At 73.9% G+C, this 17,273-nt stretch carries 14 protein-coding genes; 13 read left to right on the forward strand and 1 reads right to left on the reverse strand.

From position 1 onward, the window contains the following. Positions 1 to 102: 102 nt before the first annotated feature. The 7 genes from O3597_RS02010 (at position 103) to O3597_RS02040 (ending at position 7,911) form a co-directional block, all read left to right on the forward strand. Complete coding sequence (locus tag O3597_RS02010; protein ID WP_164447702.1) at positions 103 to 867, forward strand: GNAT family N-acyltransferase; 765 nt, start codon at positions 103 to 105, stop codon at positions 865 to 867. Beyond that, positions 864 to 1,868: a lysophospholipid acyltransferase family protein gene (locus O3597_RS02015; RefSeq protein ID WP_281603107.1), complete on the forward strand. Its 1,005-nt coding sequence runs from the start codon at positions 864 to 866 to the stop codon at positions 1,866 to 1,868. Before O3597_RS02010 ends, O3597_RS02015 begins: the two co-directional genes overlap by 4 nt. Before the next feature lie 116 nt (positions 1,869 to 1,984). Beyond that, the gene (locus O3597_RS02020) at positions 1,985 to 2,686 is read left to right on the forward strand and encodes a response regulator transcription factor (protein WP_099853003.1); all 702 of its coding nucleotides are present in this window, start codon (positions 1,985 to 1,987) and stop codon (positions 2,684 to 2,686) included. Further along, a complete protein-coding gene (locus O3597_RS02025) occupies positions 2,683 to 4,236 on the forward strand; it encodes a HAMP domain-containing sensor histidine kinase (protein ID WP_281603108.1) in 1,554 nt (517 codons plus the stop codon). Before O3597_RS02020 ends, O3597_RS02025 begins: the two co-directional genes overlap by 4 nt. 62 nt (positions 4,237 to 4,298) lie before the next feature. Further along, complete coding sequence (locus O3597_RS02030) at positions 4,299 to 5,849, forward strand: trypsin-like peptidase domain-containing protein (protein ID WP_281603109.1); 1,551 nt, start codon at positions 4,299 to 4,301, stop codon at positions 5,847 to 5,849. Between the two features lie 180 nt (positions 5,850 to 6,029). Beyond that, positions 6,030 to 6,701, forward strand: a complete 672-nt coding sequence (locus O3597_RS02035; RefSeq protein WP_281603110.1) for a BON domain-containing protein — start codon at positions 6,030 to 6,032, stop codon at positions 6,699 to 6,701. Between the two features lie 148 nt (positions 6,702 to 6,849). Continuing rightward, positions 6,850 to 7,911, forward strand: coding sequence for a glycosyltransferase (locus O3597_RS02040; RefSeq protein WP_281604451.1), 1,062 nt, complete (start codon positions 6,850 to 6,852; stop codon positions 7,909 to 7,911). A gap of 13 nt (positions 7,912 to 7,924) precedes the next feature. On the opposite strand, the gene O3597_RS02045 is transcribed toward O3597_RS02040, so the two are convergent. Beyond that, a complete protein-coding gene (locus tag O3597_RS02045; protein WP_281603111.1) occupies positions 7,925 to 9,619 on the reverse strand; it encodes a serine/threonine protein kinase in 1,695 nt (564 codons plus the stop codon). 186 nt (positions 9,620 to 9,805) lie between these two features. On the opposite strand from O3597_RS02045, the gene O3597_RS02050 reads away from it, so the two are divergent. Genes O3597_RS02050 through O3597_RS02075 form a run of 6 tightly spaced genes read left to right on the forward strand, consistent with a single transcriptional unit; the run spans position 9,806 to position 17,236 of the window. Beyond that, positions 9,806 to 10,636 carry a patatin-like phospholipase family protein gene (locus O3597_RS02050; RefSeq protein ID WP_164447695.1) on the forward strand — a complete coding sequence of 277 codons (831 nt, stop codon included), beginning with the start codon at positions 9,806 to 9,808 and terminating at the stop codon, positions 10,634 to 10,636. A gap of 1 nt (position 10,637) precedes the next feature. Beyond that, positions 10,638 to 11,654, forward strand: coding sequence for a 1-acyl-sn-glycerol-3-phosphate acyltransferase (locus O3597_RS02055; protein WP_164447694.1), 1,017 nt, complete (start codon positions 10,638 to 10,640; stop codon positions 11,652 to 11,654). Between the two features lie 9 nt (positions 11,655 to 11,663). Then, positions 11,664 to 11,984 (forward strand): divalent-cation tolerance protein CutA, encoded by a 321-nt coding sequence (cutA, locus tag O3597_RS02060; RefSeq protein ID WP_269738116.1) that lies wholly within the window; start codon positions 11,664 to 11,666, stop codon positions 11,982 to 11,984. 48 nt (positions 11,985 to 12,032) lie between these two features. Next, a complete protein-coding gene (locus O3597_RS02065; RefSeq protein ID WP_281603112.1) occupies positions 12,033 to 15,740 on the forward strand; it encodes a hypothetical protein in 3,708 nt (1,235 codons plus the stop codon). Positions 15,741 to 15,797: 57 nt separating this feature from the next. Further along, a complete protein-coding gene (locus tag O3597_RS02070; RefSeq protein ID WP_164447688.1) occupies positions 15,798 to 16,088 on the forward strand; it encodes a 4a-hydroxytetrahydrobiopterin dehydratase in 291 nt (96 codons plus the stop codon). Then, a complete protein-coding gene (locus tag O3597_RS02075) occupies positions 16,088 to 17,236 on the forward strand; it encodes an FHA domain-containing protein (RefSeq protein WP_281603113.1) in 1,149 nt (382 codons plus the stop codon). The genes O3597_RS02070 and O3597_RS02075 overlap by 1 nt, the downstream gene beginning before the upstream one ends. Positions 17,237 to 17,273 lie beyond the last annotated feature (37 nt).

A 17,273-nucleotide genomic window follows, 5' to 3' on the forward strand; every position in this document is an offset into this window, starting at 1 on the left:
CGCCCGGCGCGGCGGGTCGGCCACCGGTCGCCGACCGGCGTTCACCGGATCGACACCGCTGGTCACCATGGCCGGCAACCGACCGGGCGCTACACAGAGGGCATGGCCGTTCTGCCAGCCGTGGACGTCGCACTGACGACCAGCGGCTACACCCTCTCGATCGCCGACAACCCCAGCCAGGTCGAGGCCGCGCAACGCCTGCGTCATCAGGTGTTCGCCGGCGAGTTGGGCGCCACCGTGTCCACCGACACGGCGGGCCTCGACCGCGACATCTTCGACCCGTACTGCGACCACCTGGTGGTGCGCCAGGAGAGCAGCGGCGAGGTGGTCGGCACGTACCGGCTGCTTCCGCCGGGGCGGACCAGCCGCCGATACGCGGCGGGCGAGTTCGACCTGAGCGCGCTCGACCCGTTGCGGACCCAACTGGTCGAGGCCGGCCGGTCCTGCGTGCACCCCGCGCACCGCAGCGGGGCGGTGATCAACCTGATGTGGGCGGGCATCGCCCGCTACCTGCACCTGCGAGGGCTGCGCTGGCTCGGCGGGTGTGCCTCCGTGCCGGTGGCCGACGGTGGTCTCGCCGCCGCCGAGGTCTGGGCCCAGGCCCGGGCGAAGCACCTGGCACCGGAGCCGTTGCGGGTCCGGCCGCTGCGGCCCTGGTTCGCCGAACCGGGTGTGCCGACCGAGACGATCGCCGGATCGGCCCGGTTGGTCCCGCCGCTGCTGCGCGGCTACCTGCGGCTCGGCGCGCAGGTCTGTGGCGAACCGGCGTACGACCCGGACTTCGGGGTGGCCGACTTCTACGTGCTGCTCTCGATGGACCGGATCAACCCGCGTTACCTGCGGCACTTCCTCGGCGGGCAACCGTGAGCCCGCTGTGGCGGCCCAGCTCCGGCTGTGGTCCGGCCTGTCTCCCCGGCCCGGGCGAGGCACCCGCCATCCCGGTGTTCCGGCAACTGGGCCGTGCCGCCGGCCTGCTCGGCATGCTCGGGCTCGGCATCGGGCTGGCGGCCCTGCTTCCGGCGCTACCGACCCGGGAGCGTCAGGCCGCGCTACGCGGCTGGGCCCGCATCACGGCCCGCGCCTGCGGAGTACGCCTCGAAGTGCGCGGTCGGCTGCCCCGCCGGCGGGTCCTGCTGGTCGCCAACCACGTCTCCTGGTGGGACGTCCTGGCGCTGCTCGCGGTCGCGCCGGCCCGGCTGGTGGCCAAGCAGGAGGTGCGCCGGTGGCCACTGATCGGGCTGCTCGCCCGCGCGGCCGGGACCGTGTTCGTGGATCGCTCCCGGCCTCGCGGGTTGCCCGCCACGGTGGGCCGGGTCGCCTCGGCGCTGCGGTCGGGCCGCTCGGTCGCGGTCTTCCCGGAGGGCACCACCTGGTGCGGCGGCGCGGCGTCCTGCCGTCCGCCGACGGGTTTCCGGCCGGCGATGTTCCAGGCCGCGATCGACGCCGGGGCGCCCGTCGTGCCACTGCGGATCGGCTACCGGTGCGGAGTGACCGGTGAGACCACCACGGCCCCGGCCTTCGTCGGCGACGAGACCCTGCTGCGCTCGGTGCGGCGGATGCTCGCGGTGCGGAAGCTGACGGTCTGCGTCGACATCGCCGCCCCCCTGCACCCGGGACGGTCCGCCGACCGGCGGGCACTCGCCCGGGTCGCCGAATCGGCCGTGCACCTCGTACCGTCGGCGTCGGTGGCGCTGACCGCTCCGGTGGTCGCCGGGCCCGCGCCCGAACAGCCGGTCCGTGCGCCGGCACGGCCCACGGCGACCGTGCTACCGGTGCCGACCCGGTCTCCGGCCGTGACGTCGCCGGCCGGTGCGGCGGCTGGCTCACCCGCCGGGCAGCCGGAACGGGAGCTGCCGCTGGCCGCCTGACCGTCGGTGCCCGGCGACGGGCCCGGTGGCTGAAGCAGCTCCGACACCCGCCGCTCACAGGGTTTTTCCAGGATCCGCCCAGCGGAGGCGCAGTGTCTGCGCGGATGATGGGCGGTATGGCCGCTACCCAGACCGAGGCGCGACTGCTCGTCGTCGAGGACGATCCCAACATCCTCGAACTGCTCTCCGCGAGCCTGCGCTTCGCGGGATTCGACGTGGCCACCGCCACCAGCGGCAGCGCCGCGCTGAGCGCGGCCCGGGATCATCGCCCCGACCTGGTGGTGCTCGACGTGATGCTGCCGGACCTCGACGGGTTCGAGGTGATCCGGATGATGCGCGAGGGCGGCACCCGTACGCCGGTGGTCTTCCTCACCGCCCGCGACGCCACCGACGACAAGATCCGTGGGCTCACCCTGGGCGGCGACGACTACGTGACCAAGCCGTTCAGCCTGGAGGAACTGACCGCCCGGATCCGGGCGGTGCTGCGCCGCACCAGTACCGGCGAGCAGGCACCCGCCCGGCTCACCTTCGCCGATTTGGAGTTGGACGAGGAGACCCACGAGGTGTACCGGGCCGGTCAGCGGGTGCAGCTGTCGCCGACCGAGTTCAAGCTGCTGCGCTACCTGATGCTCAACGCCAACCGGGTGCTGTCCAAGGCGCAGATCCTCGACCACGTGTGGAACTACGACTTCCGGGGCGACGACAACATCGTCGAGTCGTACATCTCGTACCTGCGCCGCAAGGTCGACACGACCGATCCCCGGCTGATCCACACCCTGCGCGGCGTCGGGTACGTCCTGCGCAAGCCGGCGGCGTGAACGCGGTACAGCAGGGCAAGACCCGACTCCGCGCGGTACCGCTGCGGGTCAAGCTGGTCGCGGCCGTGCTGACCCTGGTCGCCGCCGCGTTGCTGGTGATCGCCTCACTGACCACGATCTTTCTTCGTAGCTACCTGGTCGACCAGGTGGACGAGGAGCTGACAAGCGCGGTCGAAACCATCGAGAGCGATCTGGCCGGCAAGCCCTGGGCGGAGGTCTACATCCCGCCCGACTCGGTCATCCCCACCGACTACGTGGTGGTGGTGACCAGCCGCAGCACCGGGCTGGTCAAAGACTACGGGTTCGACGAACGCCGGTTCGACGCTGCCGACCTGCCGCACTGGCCCGAGGACGCCGCCGGCTTCCAGCAACTGGCCGGGAAACCGTTCGATACCCGGGCGCGAGGCACCGACGTGCGCTGGCGGATGCTCTACACCGAGCTACCCAACGGGCAGTGGGCTGCGATCGGGCAGCACCTCACCGACGTGGAGCAGGCGGTGAAGCGGCTCATCTGGATCGACCTGCTGGTCGGTGGGGCGGTGCTGGTGCTGCTCGCCTCGGTCGGCGCGGCGATCGTCCGGACCAGCCTCAAGCCGCTCGTGGAGATCGAACGCACCGCCGCCGCCATCGCCGGTGGTGATCTCAGTCGCCGGGTCCCCGACCCGGAGGACGGCCAACCCTGCCCGACCTCGGAACTGGGCCGGTTGTCCCGGGCCCTGAACGCGATGCTCAGTCAGATCGAGATGGCCTTCACCGCCCGGGCGGCGTCGGAGTCCGCGGCCCGGGAGGCCGCCGAGGGGGCCCGCATTTCCGAGGCCCGGGCCCGCCGCTCCGAGGAACGGATGCGGCAGTTCGTGGCGGACGCCTCGCACGAACTGCGTACCCCGCTGACCACGATCCGGGGCTTCGCCGAGCTGTACCGCCAGGGTGCCGCCCGCGCCCCGGAGCAGACCTCCGACCTGCTGCGCCGCATCGAGGACGAGGCGGCCCGGATGGGACTGCTGGTGGAGGACCTGCTGCTGCTGGCCCGGCTGGATCGCGAACGACCGCTCTCGCTCGCCCCGGTGGAGCTGCCGGTACTGGCCGCGGACGCGGTGGCGGCGGCCCGCGCGACGGCACCGGACCGGCGCATCGAGCTGGAGATCGAGCCGGGCTCCGGGCCGCTCGTCGTACGCGGCGACGACGCCCGGTTGCGGCAGGTGATCGGCAACCTGATGACGAACGCGCTGCGGCACACCCCGCCCGGTGCGGCGGTGACGTTGCGGCTGCGCGCCGAGCCCGGCAGCCTGGCGGTGATCGAGGTGGCCGACACCGGGCCGGGGCTCACCGCCGAGCAGGCGGAGCGGGTCTTCGAGCGCTTCTACCGGGTGGACGCCTCGCGTACCCGGCGGACCGACGGCAACACCGGCACCGGTCTCGGCCTGGCCATCGTCGCCGCGCTGGTGACCGTGCACCAGGGCACGGTGGAGGTGAGCGAGACGCCGGGTGGTGGTGCCACCTTCCGGGTACGGCTGCCGCTCGCACCGGCCACCGACATCGACGATCAGTGATTTTCAGCCAATCCTCAGTTCCGCCCAAGGCGGGACGCAGAGCGATGGGAGAAGGTAGGGGCATGACCGAGTACGAGTCCGACCCGCGGCGGCCGGCCCCCACCGACGCCGAGCCGTCGCAACCCGAGCTGTCCCGCGCCGAGTACGCGCGGTCCGACTCTCCGTCCACTGACCGTCCCGACGCCGACCCGACGGTCGAGGCGCCGACCGTACCGGTCCGGGCCGTCGACCCGTCCTCGGGTGGACCGGACGCCGCACCGAGCCGGCCGGCCCCCGCCGCCGCCGGCTCGACCCCGGCGGCACAGCCGGTTTCCGGTCAGCCCAGTTGGGCGCCGACCGGCGGCCACCAGCACCAGCATCCATACCAGCCGGGCGCCCGCTACCCCGCAAACCCGTGGTATCCCGGCCAGCCGGCCTGGAGCGGCCAGCCGACCGGCCCGGACGTCGCCCAGTCCGGGTATCCGGGGCAGGCCGGCGGCACGCCGGGTGGTTACCCGGGGCAGCCCGGAACGCCGGGCGGGTACCCGGGGCAGCCGGCCCCGTGGGCACCCACTCCGTCCAGCGGCCCCCGCCTCGGCAAGATCGCCAAGCTTGCCGGAGCCGGCGTGGCGGTGTTCGCCCTGATGCTGGGCAGCGGCGTCGCCGGTGGGGCGCTCACCCTGGCGCTCAGCGACGGCGGCGGCATCACCCGCACCTACAGCGCCGCACCCGTGATCGACGGCGCCGACCTGCCGCGCATCGCCGCGTCGGTGCAGGACAGCGTGGTGTCCATCAGCACCGGCAGTGGTGAGGGCTCCGGCGTGGTGCTCAGTGCCGACGGCTACGTGTTGACCAACAACCACGTGATCGCCGGGGGTGGCGACACGGTCCGGGTCTTCTTCGCCGACGGCACCAGCACCCAGGCCGAGGTTGTCGGTACCGACCCGAAGACCGACCTCGCGGTGCTGAAGGCGAACGGGCTGACCGATCTCCAGCCGGCCACCCTCGGCGACAGCGACGCGATGCAGGTCGGCGACCAGGTGCTCGCCCTGGGCAGTCCGCTCGGCCTGCAGGGCTCGGTCACCGCGGGGATCCTCAGCGCCCGGGACCGCACCATCCAGGCCGGCGGGGGGCAGCAGCTCCCCGGCCAGGCGGTCAGCTCGATCTCCGGGCTGTTGCAGACCGACGCGCCGATCAACCCGGGCAACTCGGGTGGCGCACTGGTGAACACCCGCGGCGAGGTGATCGGCATCAACACCGCGATCGCCACCGCGGGGCAGGGCAACACCGGCAACATCGGCGTGGGCTTCGCCATCCCGAGCAACAAGGCCAAGGACGTCGCGGAGAAGCTCCAGCGCGGCGAGAAGATCAGCCACCCGTCGCTGGGGGTCAGCGTGAACGCGGCGCCCGACGGTGGCGCGCTGATCGGCGCGGTGAACCCGGGCAGCGCGGCCGAGCGGGCCGGGCTGCAACAGGGTGACGTCATCACCCGGTTCGGCGACAAGGTGATCAACGACTCCAGCGATCTGGTGGCCGCCGTCCAGGCCGGCAAGGTCGGTGACCAGGTCGAGGTGACGTACCAGCGAAATGGGGCCGAGGCGACGGCAACCGTGACGCTCGCCGAAGCGTCCTAACGAGACAGGACCTGCTTCCTCCCTCCGGGGCGGCGGGTGGCGTGGCCAAGGGGGTTGGCCATGGCACCCGCCGCCCTTCCTCCATCTCGAGCCCGTTCACCCCGACCGGGTGAACCAACCTCACCCTGCCGGTCGGCAACATCGGCGACGGAGACTGCCGCAGCGGAACCGGAGGGTGTCATGACCACGGCGACGGCTACCCGCAGTGACGACCAGATCCAGCGCGACGTGCTCGCCGAACTCGCCTGGGACGCGCAGGTGCGCTCCACCGACATCGGGGTGAGCGTGCGCGACGGAGTGGTGTCGCTGGCCGGCGGCGTGGACAGCGCCGCCCGCAGGTGGGCGGCGGTGCGCGGGGCCCAACGGGTACGCGGGGTGCGGGCGGTCGCCGACGACATCGAGGTACGACCCACCGGTCCGGTCGACATCACCGACGGCGACCTGGCGATCGCGGCCAGCCGGGCCCTGGAGTGGCACAGCTTCGTGCCGGCCGAGCGGCTGGACCTCACCGTCTCCGACGGGTGGCTGATGCTACGCGGCACCGTGGAGTTCGGTTGGCAGCGGCGGACCGCCGAGCGGGAGTTGCGCCGGCTGCGGGGCGTACGCGGCGTCACCAACCTGGTCGAGGTGCGGCCCGCCGCGCCGGCCGACGTCGACCGGATTCGCAGTGACGTGCAACGGGCTCTGATGCGGGGAATCGGCACGGAACGGGTGATCGTCCAGGTACGCGGCGACACGGTGACCCTGAGCGGGGCGGTGCGGTCCTGGTGGGAGCGGGATCAGGCGGAACGGATCGCGTGGTCGGCCGAGGGCGTGTGCATGGTACGCGATCACCTGCTGGTGGGCGGTTGACCCGGCGATCCGGCCCCCGGTTTGTCCATGCCCGGACCGGGAAGACGCTCGATCCCAGCAGGGGAGCCGATCGGGGTCGACGCCCGCACAGCAACGGGGAGGGCACGTGGCCGACAACCTTGCGCGCGAGCAGCGGTTGCGGATCGCCATGGTCGTGCCGCCCTGGCTGTCGGTGCCGCCGCCGGGCTACGGCGGACTGGAACACGTGGTGGCTGGTCTGGTCGACGCCCTGATCGCCCGGGGGCACGCGGTGACGCTGATGGGTGCCGGCGCGGCGCACGGCACCGCCGCCGACTTCCTCGCCACCCTCGACGAGTTGCAGTTCGACCGCCTCGGTGAGGCGCTGCCCGAACTGGCCCACCTGGCCCGGGTCAACCATCTGCTCAGTCCGGCCGATTTCGACATCGTGCACGACCACAGCACGATCGGTCCGCTGGTGGCCGGGCGACGGCAGGTACCCACCGTGGCAACGGTGCACGGCAACCCGGTGGGCGAGTACGGCACGGTGCTCAGCGACACCGACCGGGGGGTTGGCCTGGTGGCGATCTCACACACCCAACGGGGGTTGAATCCGCAGCTGCCCTGGGTCGGCACCGTGCACAACGCGATGAGCCTGGACGGCTTCCCGCGCAAGGAGGCCCCCAGCCACGGGCCCGTGTTGTGGCTCGCCCGGTTCAGCCCGGACAAGGGGCCGGAACTGGCCATCCGCGCCTGCCGTGCGGCCGATCTGCCGCTGGTGCTGGCCGGCAAGTGCAACGAGCCCGCCGAGCGGCGCTACTACGACGAGGTGATCCGGCCGATGCTCGGGCCGGACGTCACGGTGGTGCTCGACGCCGACCGGAAGGCCGTGCTGCGGCTGCTGGTCCAGGCGCGCTGCCTGGTCATGCCGATCCAGTGGGAGGAGCCGTTCGGCATCGTGATGCTGGAGGCGATGGCGACCGGGACGCCGGTGGTGGCGCTGGACCGGGGAGCGGTGCCGGAACTGGTCCGCCCCGGGGTGAGCGGGCTGATCTGCCAGCGGCCGGACGAGCTGCCGGCGGCCCTGCGGCGGGCTGTGGACCTCGACCCGGAGGACTGCGTGGCGCACGTGGCCCGGACCTTCTCCACCGAGCGGATGGCCGCCGGCTACGAGGAGGTGTACCGCCGCTTCCTCGCGGCCGCGACCCCCCGGGCCGCGGTTCGCGAGCCGGCCCGGGTCACCCCGGCCTGACCGGTCGTGCCGCTCAGACCTGCGCGGCACCGAGCGCGGTGATCGCCGCGTCCAACTGCTGCGCGTACGCCGGGCTCAGACCCTTCTCGCGCAGTCGGATGGAGACCTTCTCCCGGAGCCGGGCGACGCCGGGCCCCAGCTCACCCTCGCCCCCGGTCACTTCCCGGGTCAGGTTGCGCAGTTCGTTCCGCAGGTCGATGCCGACATCGTCACGGATGCCACCGTCGGCGAGACCGGCACCGATCACCTGGTCCAGGCGGTTCGCGGCCTCGACGAGGCTGTCGCCGCCACCCGGGGGCGGATTCGGCGCGCCGGTCGTCGCCGCTGGCGTGGCCGAGGTGCTCGACGGCGCGGGGGTCGGCGGCACGCTGGCGGTGGCATCCGGTGGGGCCGGCTCGGACGTCGCCGTCGGTCCGGTCGTGGGTAGCACGGCGGGCGGTCCGGCGTCATCGTCCGGCAGCAGTGCCGGCACCGTCAGCGCCGCGGCGACCAGCGTGACCACGGCCGCCGTGACGAGCAGCGGGCGCCACGGTCGCCGCCCCCGCTGTGGGTCGTCGCCGGTCACCGGTGCCGGGCGCGGTAACCGCCGCCCCCGCCCCGGATCGACCCCGGAGACCGGGACGGACCCGCCGTCGAGCACCCCGGTAGCGGTCTGTGCGTCGCGCCCGGACGGCTGCCCGGCGGCGCCGTCGACCGTGCCACCGGGAGCGACCGAGGTGCCCGCCGGAGCGCCGGAGACGGCCCCGGCGAGGGCAGGCTGCAAAGCGGTGGGGCCGACGGTCGGTAGGACCCAGGCAGGAACCGGGGCGTCGGCCCGGCGTGTGGTGGGCAGCGTGACGGTGGGCGCGAGCATCGTGTTGGCCTGCGGATCAGCGGGCAGCATCTGGTCACGCAGCACGGTGGCCACCTGCCGCGCGGTGGGGCGGTCGGCAGGGTCCCGCGACAGGCAGCGCAGGCAGATCTCGGCCACCGTGGCCGGCAACCCCGGCACCCCGACCAGCGACGGCGGTGGGCGCTCGGCGAGCGCCACGGTGAGTTCGTCCCAGGTGTCCGCCGGGTACGGCACCCGGCCGGTCAGGGTCTCGTGCAGCAGCACCCCGAGCGAGTAGACGTCGGTCGCCGGTTGGGCCGGCGCGCCGTCGAGCCGCTCCGGCGCCACGTACGCGGGGGTGCCGAAGGTGGCACCGTCCTCGTCGTCGTCGGGGGCACCGATCCGGGTGGCGATGCCGAAGTCGAGCACCTTCGCGCCGACCTGGGTCATCATCACGTTGGCCGTGGTGATGTCCCGGTGCACGATGCCGAGCCGGTGGGCGGCGGCCAGCGCGTCGGCGACCTGGGCGCCGATCTCGACCGCCTGTGGCCACGGCAGCGGACCCTCGGTGAGCCGGAACTCCAGCTCCTCACCGGCGAGCAGTTCCATCACCACGAACGAGGTGATGGCGCCGTCCGGCGACACCGTCTCGCCGTAGTCGTGCACCGAGGTGACGTTCGGGTGGACCAGCTGCGCGGCGGCGCGGGCCTCCTCGCGGACCATGTCGCGGAACCTGGCGTCGGCGGCCAGTGACGGGGCGAGCACCTTCAGTGCGACCACCCGGTCGAGTACCTCGTCGTGGGCCCGCCAGATCACCGACATGCCGCCGGAGCCGATCTGGTCGATCAGCCGGTATCTGGTGGCCAGCAACCGGCCGGGCTGCAGCGCTGGCTTCACGGATCGCACCTGCCTCATAGGTGGGAGCGGTATCAGGTTGCGCGAATGTTGCTCACCTGTCAACGGGCCTCGATGCATATCGGTGGGTGCGACTGGCCGGTGGCGTCGCGTAACGGTGGGGGTGCCACGGGGGCGAGGGCGTACGGGAGGGGACCGTCGGTGCCCGGCCGTGCCAGGATGAACGGCATGGCGCGGGGACCGGTGGCTTTCGTGCTCGGCGGCGGGGGCGTCCTGGGCGCGGTCGAGGTGGGCATGTTGCGCGCCCTGTTCCGGGCCGGAATCCGGCCCGACCTGGTCCTCGGCACCTCCATCGGTGCGGTCAACGGCGCCCTGGTGGCGGCCGACCCGTCCGAGGCGGTGACCGACCGGTTGGTACGGCTGTGGGCCTCCCCGGAGGCCAGCGAGGTGTACGGCGACTCGGTCGCCCGGCAGCTGCGACGCTTCGCCGCCCGTACCCATCTGCACTCGCCCCGGCCGCTGCGGAAGCTGTTGGAGAACGAACTCGGCGCCCAGACCACCTTCGCCGATCTGAAGATTCCGTTCCGCTGCTGCGCGGCGAACATCGAGCGGGCCGCCGAGCACTGGTTCGTCAGCGGGCCGGTGGTGCCGGCCGTCCTCGCCTCCGCCTCGGTGCCGGGACTGCTGCCGCCGGCCCGCATCGGTGACCAGCACTACGTCGACGGCGGGATCGTCAACTCCATCCCGATCGGCGAGGCGGTCGCGGCCGGCGCCGGCCGGATCTTCGTACTCCAGGTGGGCCGGATCGAGCGGGCGCTGACACCGCCCCGGCGACCCTGGGAGATCGCCCAGGTCGCGTTCGAGATCGCCCGCCGGCACCGGTTCGCCCGCGAGATGGCCGCCCTGCCCGACGGGGTGGAGGTGCACGTGCTGCCGACCGGCGGGCTGGAGCCACGCGACGACACTCCGTGGGCGTACCGGGACATGGCGGCGGTGGGCCGACGGATCAGCCGGGCCTACTCGGCCTCCCGGCACTACCTGGCCAACCTGGACCGCTGAAATGCCGTTACCGCCGCGTTGGCTGCGCCGACTGCTGCTGGCACCGGGCGTGGTTCTGCTGGCGATCCTGCTGGTCACCACGGTGCCGCTGTGGGCCCTGCTCGCCCTCGCCGTGTCCCCGTTCGTCCCCGGGCACCTCCGTCCCCTGCGGTTGCTCTGGCTCGGCTGCTTCTACCTGGTCTGGGACGCGGCGGCGCTGCTGAGCCTCTTCGGGCTCTGGGTCGGCTCCGGATTCGGCTGGCGGGTGCGCGCGCCGGCCTTCCAGCGGGCCCACTACGTGCTGGCCGGCTGGTTCCTGCGGGTGTTCTTCTGGCAGGCCCGGTCGATGCTGCGGCTGCGCATCGATGTGGTCGGTACCGACCCGGACACCGCCCTGCCGGGCCGACCGGAACTGGTGCTGTGCCGGCACGCCGGTCCGGGTGACTCGTTCATCCTGATCCACGCGTTGGTGAACTGGTTCCGACGGGAGCCACGGATCGTGCTCAAGGACACGCTTCAGTGGGATCCGGCGATCGACGTGCTGCTCAACCGGCTGCCGAGCCGGTTCATCGCGCCGGGGCACGACGGGCGGGGCTCGCTGACCGAGCAGGTCGGGCATCTGGCCACCGGGTTGGACGAGGACGACGCCTTCGTGATCTTTCCCGAGGGCAGCAACTTCACCCCGAAACGCCGATTGCGGGCCATCGCCCGACTGCGCGACCGGGGGCACGAGCGGATGGCGCTGAAGGCGGAGGCGATGCGGCACGTGCTCGCCCCACAGCCGGGTGGGCTGCTGGCGGCGTTGGACGCCGCACCCGACGCCGGGGTGATCTTCGTGGCGCACACCGGACTGGACCGGATGCTCACCGTCACCGACGTGTGGCGGGAACTGCCGATGGACAAGCGGCTGGTGATGCGGTTCTGGTCGGTGCCGCCGGAGGAGGTGCCGACCGGCCGGCAGGAGCGCATCGACTGGCTCTACGAATGGTGGAGTCGGATAGACGAGTGGATCGCGACCAACCGCGACGACGCGACGTAGGGTGCGCGGGTGGAGCAGATCAGCGTGGTGACGACGGTGGTCGACGCGCGGTCGGTCGCCGACCTGCTGGCCGCCGCCGCGGTGGCCGGGCGGTTGGCGGCCTGCGCGCAGGTGGGTGGCCAGGTGGACAGCACGTACTGGTGGCGGTCGGGCGTGGAGACCAGCACCGAATGGTCGGTGCAGTTCAAGACCGCGCCCGACCGGGTCGATGCGTTGGTCGAGCAGTTGCGGGCCAGCCATCCCTACGAGGTGCCGGAGATTCTGGTCACCCGGGTGGAGTGCGGCCATCCCGGGTACGCCGCCTGGGTCTTCGAGCACACCCGCTCCTGAGTACGCGCACTCTGGTGCCGGCGGCGTCCGGCCGTCGAGGATGACGGCGTGGACAACGCCTACCCCTGCCCGGCCTGCGGAAGCCCGGCGAATCTGACCTCCGGCTGCACCGGCTGCGGCCGACCGCCGCACGAGGCCGCCGCCGAGGTGATCCGGCTCGACCGGGAGATCGTCGCGCTGGGCGGTGAGGTGCAGCGGGCCCGTCAGGCGTACGAGGGGCTGACCGGGCGGCTGGATGCGGTGCGGCGACGGCGGGACGAACTGGCCGCCGCGGTCCGGGCCGAGTTCCCGGTGCCCACCGCGCCGCCGGGCCACCGCGCCCCACCGACCGTCGGCGGGCACTCGGCGCCCGCTCCGGTGTCGACCGGCGGCCGGCCCGCTTCCGTCTCGGCGCGCCCGGGTGGCGCGGAGACGTCGACGCGGACCGTGCAGGGCCTGCTCTTCGTCCTGGGTGGACTGCTGCTCGGCACGGCGGCGACGGTCTTCACCGCGGTGGCCTGGGCCTCGGTCGGGGTGGCCGGCCGGGCGGTGATCCTGCTGGCGTTCACCGCGCTGCTGCTGGCCGTGCCGCTCGTCGCCCGCTGGCGGGGGCTGCGTGGCACCGCCGAGACGTTCGCCGCCGTCGGGCTGCTGCTGGTGCTGCTCGACGGGTACGCCGCCTGGACGGTCGACCTGTTCGGGGTGACCGCCTGGCCGGGCAGCCGGTACGCCGCCCTGGTGGCCGCCATCGCCACGGCGGTGGCGATCGGCTACGCCCGACTCAGCCGACTGGCCGTGCCGTGGTTCGCCGCGCTGCTCGTCGGCCAGCCGCTGCTGCCGTTGCTCGCCGCCGAGGCTCGCCCGGGACCGGCCGGCTGGTCGGTGGTCTTCGTCGGGGTGGCACTGGTCGACCTGGCGGTGGTGGTGGCGCTGCGGCGGCGGGCCGGTGTCGGCGCGGACGAGGGGGCCGCGCCGACACCGGCGATGCGGCTGGCCGGCTCAGCGCTGGCCTGGGTCGGGTTCGCCGGTTGGCTGTTGCTCGCCGCGGGCGGTGCGCTGGTGCCGCTGTTGGTCGGCCGGGCGGGTGGCGTACCGCTGCTGGCCGGTGGGCCGATGCTGCTGGTGGCGCTCACCGCGTTGGGTGCGGCGTTGCTGGCCGGCGGCGGGCCGGCGCGGGCGGTGGCGAGCGGCGCGCTGGTGCCGGTGCTGGCAGCGGCGATTCTCCGTCCGGTGGTGGAGTTACGCGCCTCGGTGTGGCTGCTGGTGGCAGCGCTGGTCGCGGCCGGACTGGCCGGCGCGGTACGCCTGCTCCCGCCCAACTGGCGGCCCGGTCCACGCGTGGGGGCGTTGCTGGTGGCCGGCGGTGGCGGGCTGCTGGCGGCACTGGCGGGACTGCTGTTGGCGGGTGCCGCCGTGGGTCGGTCGTTGCCGCCGTGGCGGGGGGCCACGGCGGGGCCGGCCTTCGCGTGGGGGTGGCAACTGCCGGTGGCGGTGACGCTGACCTCGGCGGCGGTGGCGCTGCTGCTGTCCCGGGCGGCGCGGCCGGCGGTGCTGGCGGCCGCTCTCGCGGCGACCGCGTTCGCCGTGCCGGTGGCCTGGGCCGCGTCGTGGCCGGCGGTGGTCGCGATCGACCTCGTGGTGGGTGCGGTGCTGCTGGTCGCGGCGCTGGTCCGCCCGGCGCTGCCCACGGCGGCGGTGCTGACCTCGGCGGCGGCCGGTGCGGTGTTGCTCGGCCACGGGCTGTTGGTGGGTCTGGCCGACCCGATCGGCGCCGGTACCGCCTGCGCGGTGATCCTGGCCGTCGGCCTCGGTGCGGCGGTCGCCGGCCGACGCGGCGATGCGGTGCGGCGGACGGTGGCCGGCTGCGGGTTGGCCGCCGCGGTGCTCGTGGTACCGGCGGGGGCGGCGATCGCGCTGATCGGCGTCGGTGCCCCGCCGTGGTGGCAGGCCCGGGGCGCGCTGGCCGCCGTCGCGCTGCCGGCCGTGGCGCTGCTCGCGCTGCGTCGGTCCTGGCTCGAACTGGCCGGGTACGCCTCGACCGGGCTCGCCGTGGTGGCCGTGCTGACCGGCCTGTCGCCCCTGACCGTGCCGGGTGCGGAGCGGGTGACGGTGTACGCGGCGGTGGCGGCGTCGCTTGTCGCTCTCGCCGCATTCCGGGCCCGCCCGGTGGGGCTGTTGCCGGTGGCCGGGCTGGTTCTGGCCACGGTGGCGACGGTGGTGGCCCTACCGGTGGTGCTGTCCGCCCTGCTGACGCCGTACGGGCCGCCACCCGCCCCATGGTCCGGCGTTCCGGCGACTCGCCTGTCACCGGACGCGCTACCGGTCGGCCTGACCATGGCACTGCTGGCGTTGGCGGCGGCGCTGGCCGTCTGGCCGGCCTCGCGCACCGGCCCCGAGACACGGCGAGTCGACGCCGGCCGGGCCGGAGGCTTCGGCGCGCAGGCGAGTGCCGTGGCCGGCGCTGCTGCGGGTGTCGGTGCTGGTTCGGAGGGCCGTGGCAGCGGCGACGACGCGCGAGCCGCTGCTGGCAGGGGCGCTGGTGGCGGTGGTTGGCGGGTGGCCGGTGCGGTGCTGCCCTTCGTCGCCGCGGCCGGTCCGGTGCTGCTGGTCGCCGCCGCCACGCCGTGGCCGGTGGTGCCGGCGGTGGCGCTGCTCGGCGGGGTGGCTCTGCTGCTGACGGTCGCGCTGTCCCGCCCGGGCGGACGGTTCGGTGCCGTGGCCCTGCCGGTCGGCCTGGTGCTGGCGGTCGCCGGGCTGCTCAACCTGCACGCCACCCGGGCGGGCACCCTGGGCGCGCTGGGACTGCTGGTGGTGGCGGCGACGGTCGTCGGCGTGGCCGCCCGTGCGGTGCCGGTACGCGTACTCGGCTGGCTGGTGGCGGTGGCGGCGGCGACCGGGTTCGCGGTCACCGCACCGCTGGCCGGCGGGCAGCCGCTGCGGGTGGCTGCGTTCGCGGTGCTCGGTGTGGCCGCGCTCACCCTGGCGCTCGCCGCGATGCTGCCGTCGAGCCGGTGGAACCCGCCGCGACCGGCAGGGCCTCCTCCGACTGTTGCGCCGGCGGCGGGGACCAGCCGAACGGCGTCCGGGACATCCGCCGCCCCCGCCGCGGGGGTGTTGCTTGGCCGGGTGCTCGACGTCGCCGCGCAGGCGGTGGCGCTGCTCGCGCTGCTGCTCACCCTTGGCGCACTCCGGCACGCCGCGACGATCTGCGTGCTGTGGGGCGTCGCGATGGGTGTCCGGGTGTTGCGTCGGGACGAGTCGTTCGAGCGGCGCTGGGGTTTCGCCGGTATCGGCGGGGGCAGTGAACTGCTGGCCGTCTGGCTGCTGTTGGCGGCCGGCGGAGTCAGCGTGCTAGAGGCGTACACGGTGCCGCTGGCCGCGGTGGCGCTGGGTGCTGGTGCGGTGGGGCTGCGTACCCGGCCGGGACTGAACAGTTGGCTTGCGCTCGGCCCGGGCCTGGCCGCCCTGCTGCTGCCCAGCCTGACCGTCGTGCTGTTCGGCACCGACCCGGACCCCTGGCGGCGACTGCTGCTCGGCGTCGTCGCGCTCGCCGCGACGCTGCTCGGTGCGGTCCGCCGCTGGCAGGCGCCGGTGCTGCTCGGCGCGGGCACGTTGGCCCTGCTGGCCCTGTACGAGTTGGTGCGCAGCTGGGATCTGCTGCCCCGGTGGGCCTTTCTGGCCGCCGCCGGGCTGGCGCTGATCGGCTTGGCGACCACCTACGAGCGCCGCCGTAGGGACCTGGTCCGGCTGCGATCCGCCGTCGGCCGGATGAGCTGAGAGTGTCCACGTCAACGGCGTGGCGATGGTTCCGGTCGGCACCGGTAGGGTCTGGCCATGGCAGAGGTGCTCACCGCCGAGGCGGTGCGAGACGAGCTGGGTGGGCTGGCGGGCTGGTCGGGGGACCCCGCCGGGATCACCCGAACCGTGGAGCTGGTCAGCTTCCTGGACGCCATCGCAGTGGTCGACCGGGTCGCCGCCACGGCAGAGGAACTGGACCACCACCCCGACATCGACATCCGGTGGCGCACGGTGACCTTCCGCTGCGTGACCCACTCGGTCGGCGGGGTCACCATGCGTGACATCCGACTGGCCCGGCGGATCGACGAGATCGTGGAGAGTGCCTGATGAGGTTCGAGATCAGCAAGGTGCTGGACGCCATCGAGGGTCGGGTCTGCACCGACCCGCAACTGGCCCGCGCGGTGCTCGACCTGGCCGAGATCATCCGCTACCAGGATCTCGACGGTGGGCGGCCGGCCAGTTCGCTGCGCCTCGGCATGGTCATCGACGCGCTGGCGCGCAGCCTGGAGGAGGACAGCGTCCCGGTCTACGCGGTCGTGCACCGGGGGATGCTCTCCGACGCCGATCTCACCTCCAACGAGCGGATGGTGGTGCGTCGGTGGGCCGACGACGGCCTGGTGGAGGTGCTCGACAACCCCGGTGACCGGATGCTGGAGGTGGCCGACCTGCTCGGCCTGCCGGTGCTCAGCCGGGTCCGCTTCGACGGCCTACGTGGGCGGTTCCCCTGGCTGGTGGAGCAGCCGGGCCGGGTCCTCGCCCCGGTGCCGGGTGCTGGCGGCCCGGTCTTCATCGCCCACGTCGGCGGCGGTCACACCCCGGTCTCCGGCCCGCCCTCACCGGCCGGCGCCAAGCTGCTCTCCCGTGAGTGGCGGTGCCCCGAGTCCGGCTGCACCCTGTTCGGCGGTGCCGGTGGCGGCGGAGCCTTCGCCGACCTGGCCCGGATCGACCGCGCGCCGACCGGGCAGCCGCCGCCGTCGCTGCGCAACGGCGTGCCCACCTGCCCCCGGCACGGTTCGCGGCTGCGGGACGCCGGGCCCCGGCCACGCAGTGAGGTTCTCGCGGTACGCGTCGGTGGCCTGATCCGTCGTCGTTTCGTGCTCACCGAGGACCAGCCGGTGATGATCGGCCGGGCACCGGAGGGTTCCGGCGGCATCATGCTCGGCCAGTGGCTCAACGACGAGGCGCGACGCTGGATCAGCCGCAACCACCTGCGGCTGGAGTTGCGCGGCGCGGACGTCGTCGCCACCGACGTCAGCACCAACGGTTCGGGCGTACGGCCGGGCGGCTCCCTGGCGGAGACGGACCGGCTCGCACTGGCCCCACAGCAGTCCCGGGTGCTCGGCACCGGTGACATGGTGGAGCTGTACCCGGGGGTGCAGATCGGTCGCCCGAACGAGTTCCCGGCGGGAGCGCCGTACAACCCGGACTCGGTGATGTCCGAGGCGCCGACCATGGCGATGCGCCTGCCACGCTGACGCCGGTGGCGCCGGGACCGTCGGCCCGGCGCCACCG

The organism is Verrucosispora sp. WMMA2044, assembly GCF_027497155.1.
Taxonomy (GTDB): Bacteria; Actinomycetota; Actinomycetes; order Mycobacteriales; family Micromonosporaceae; genus Micromonospora; species Micromonospora palythoicola.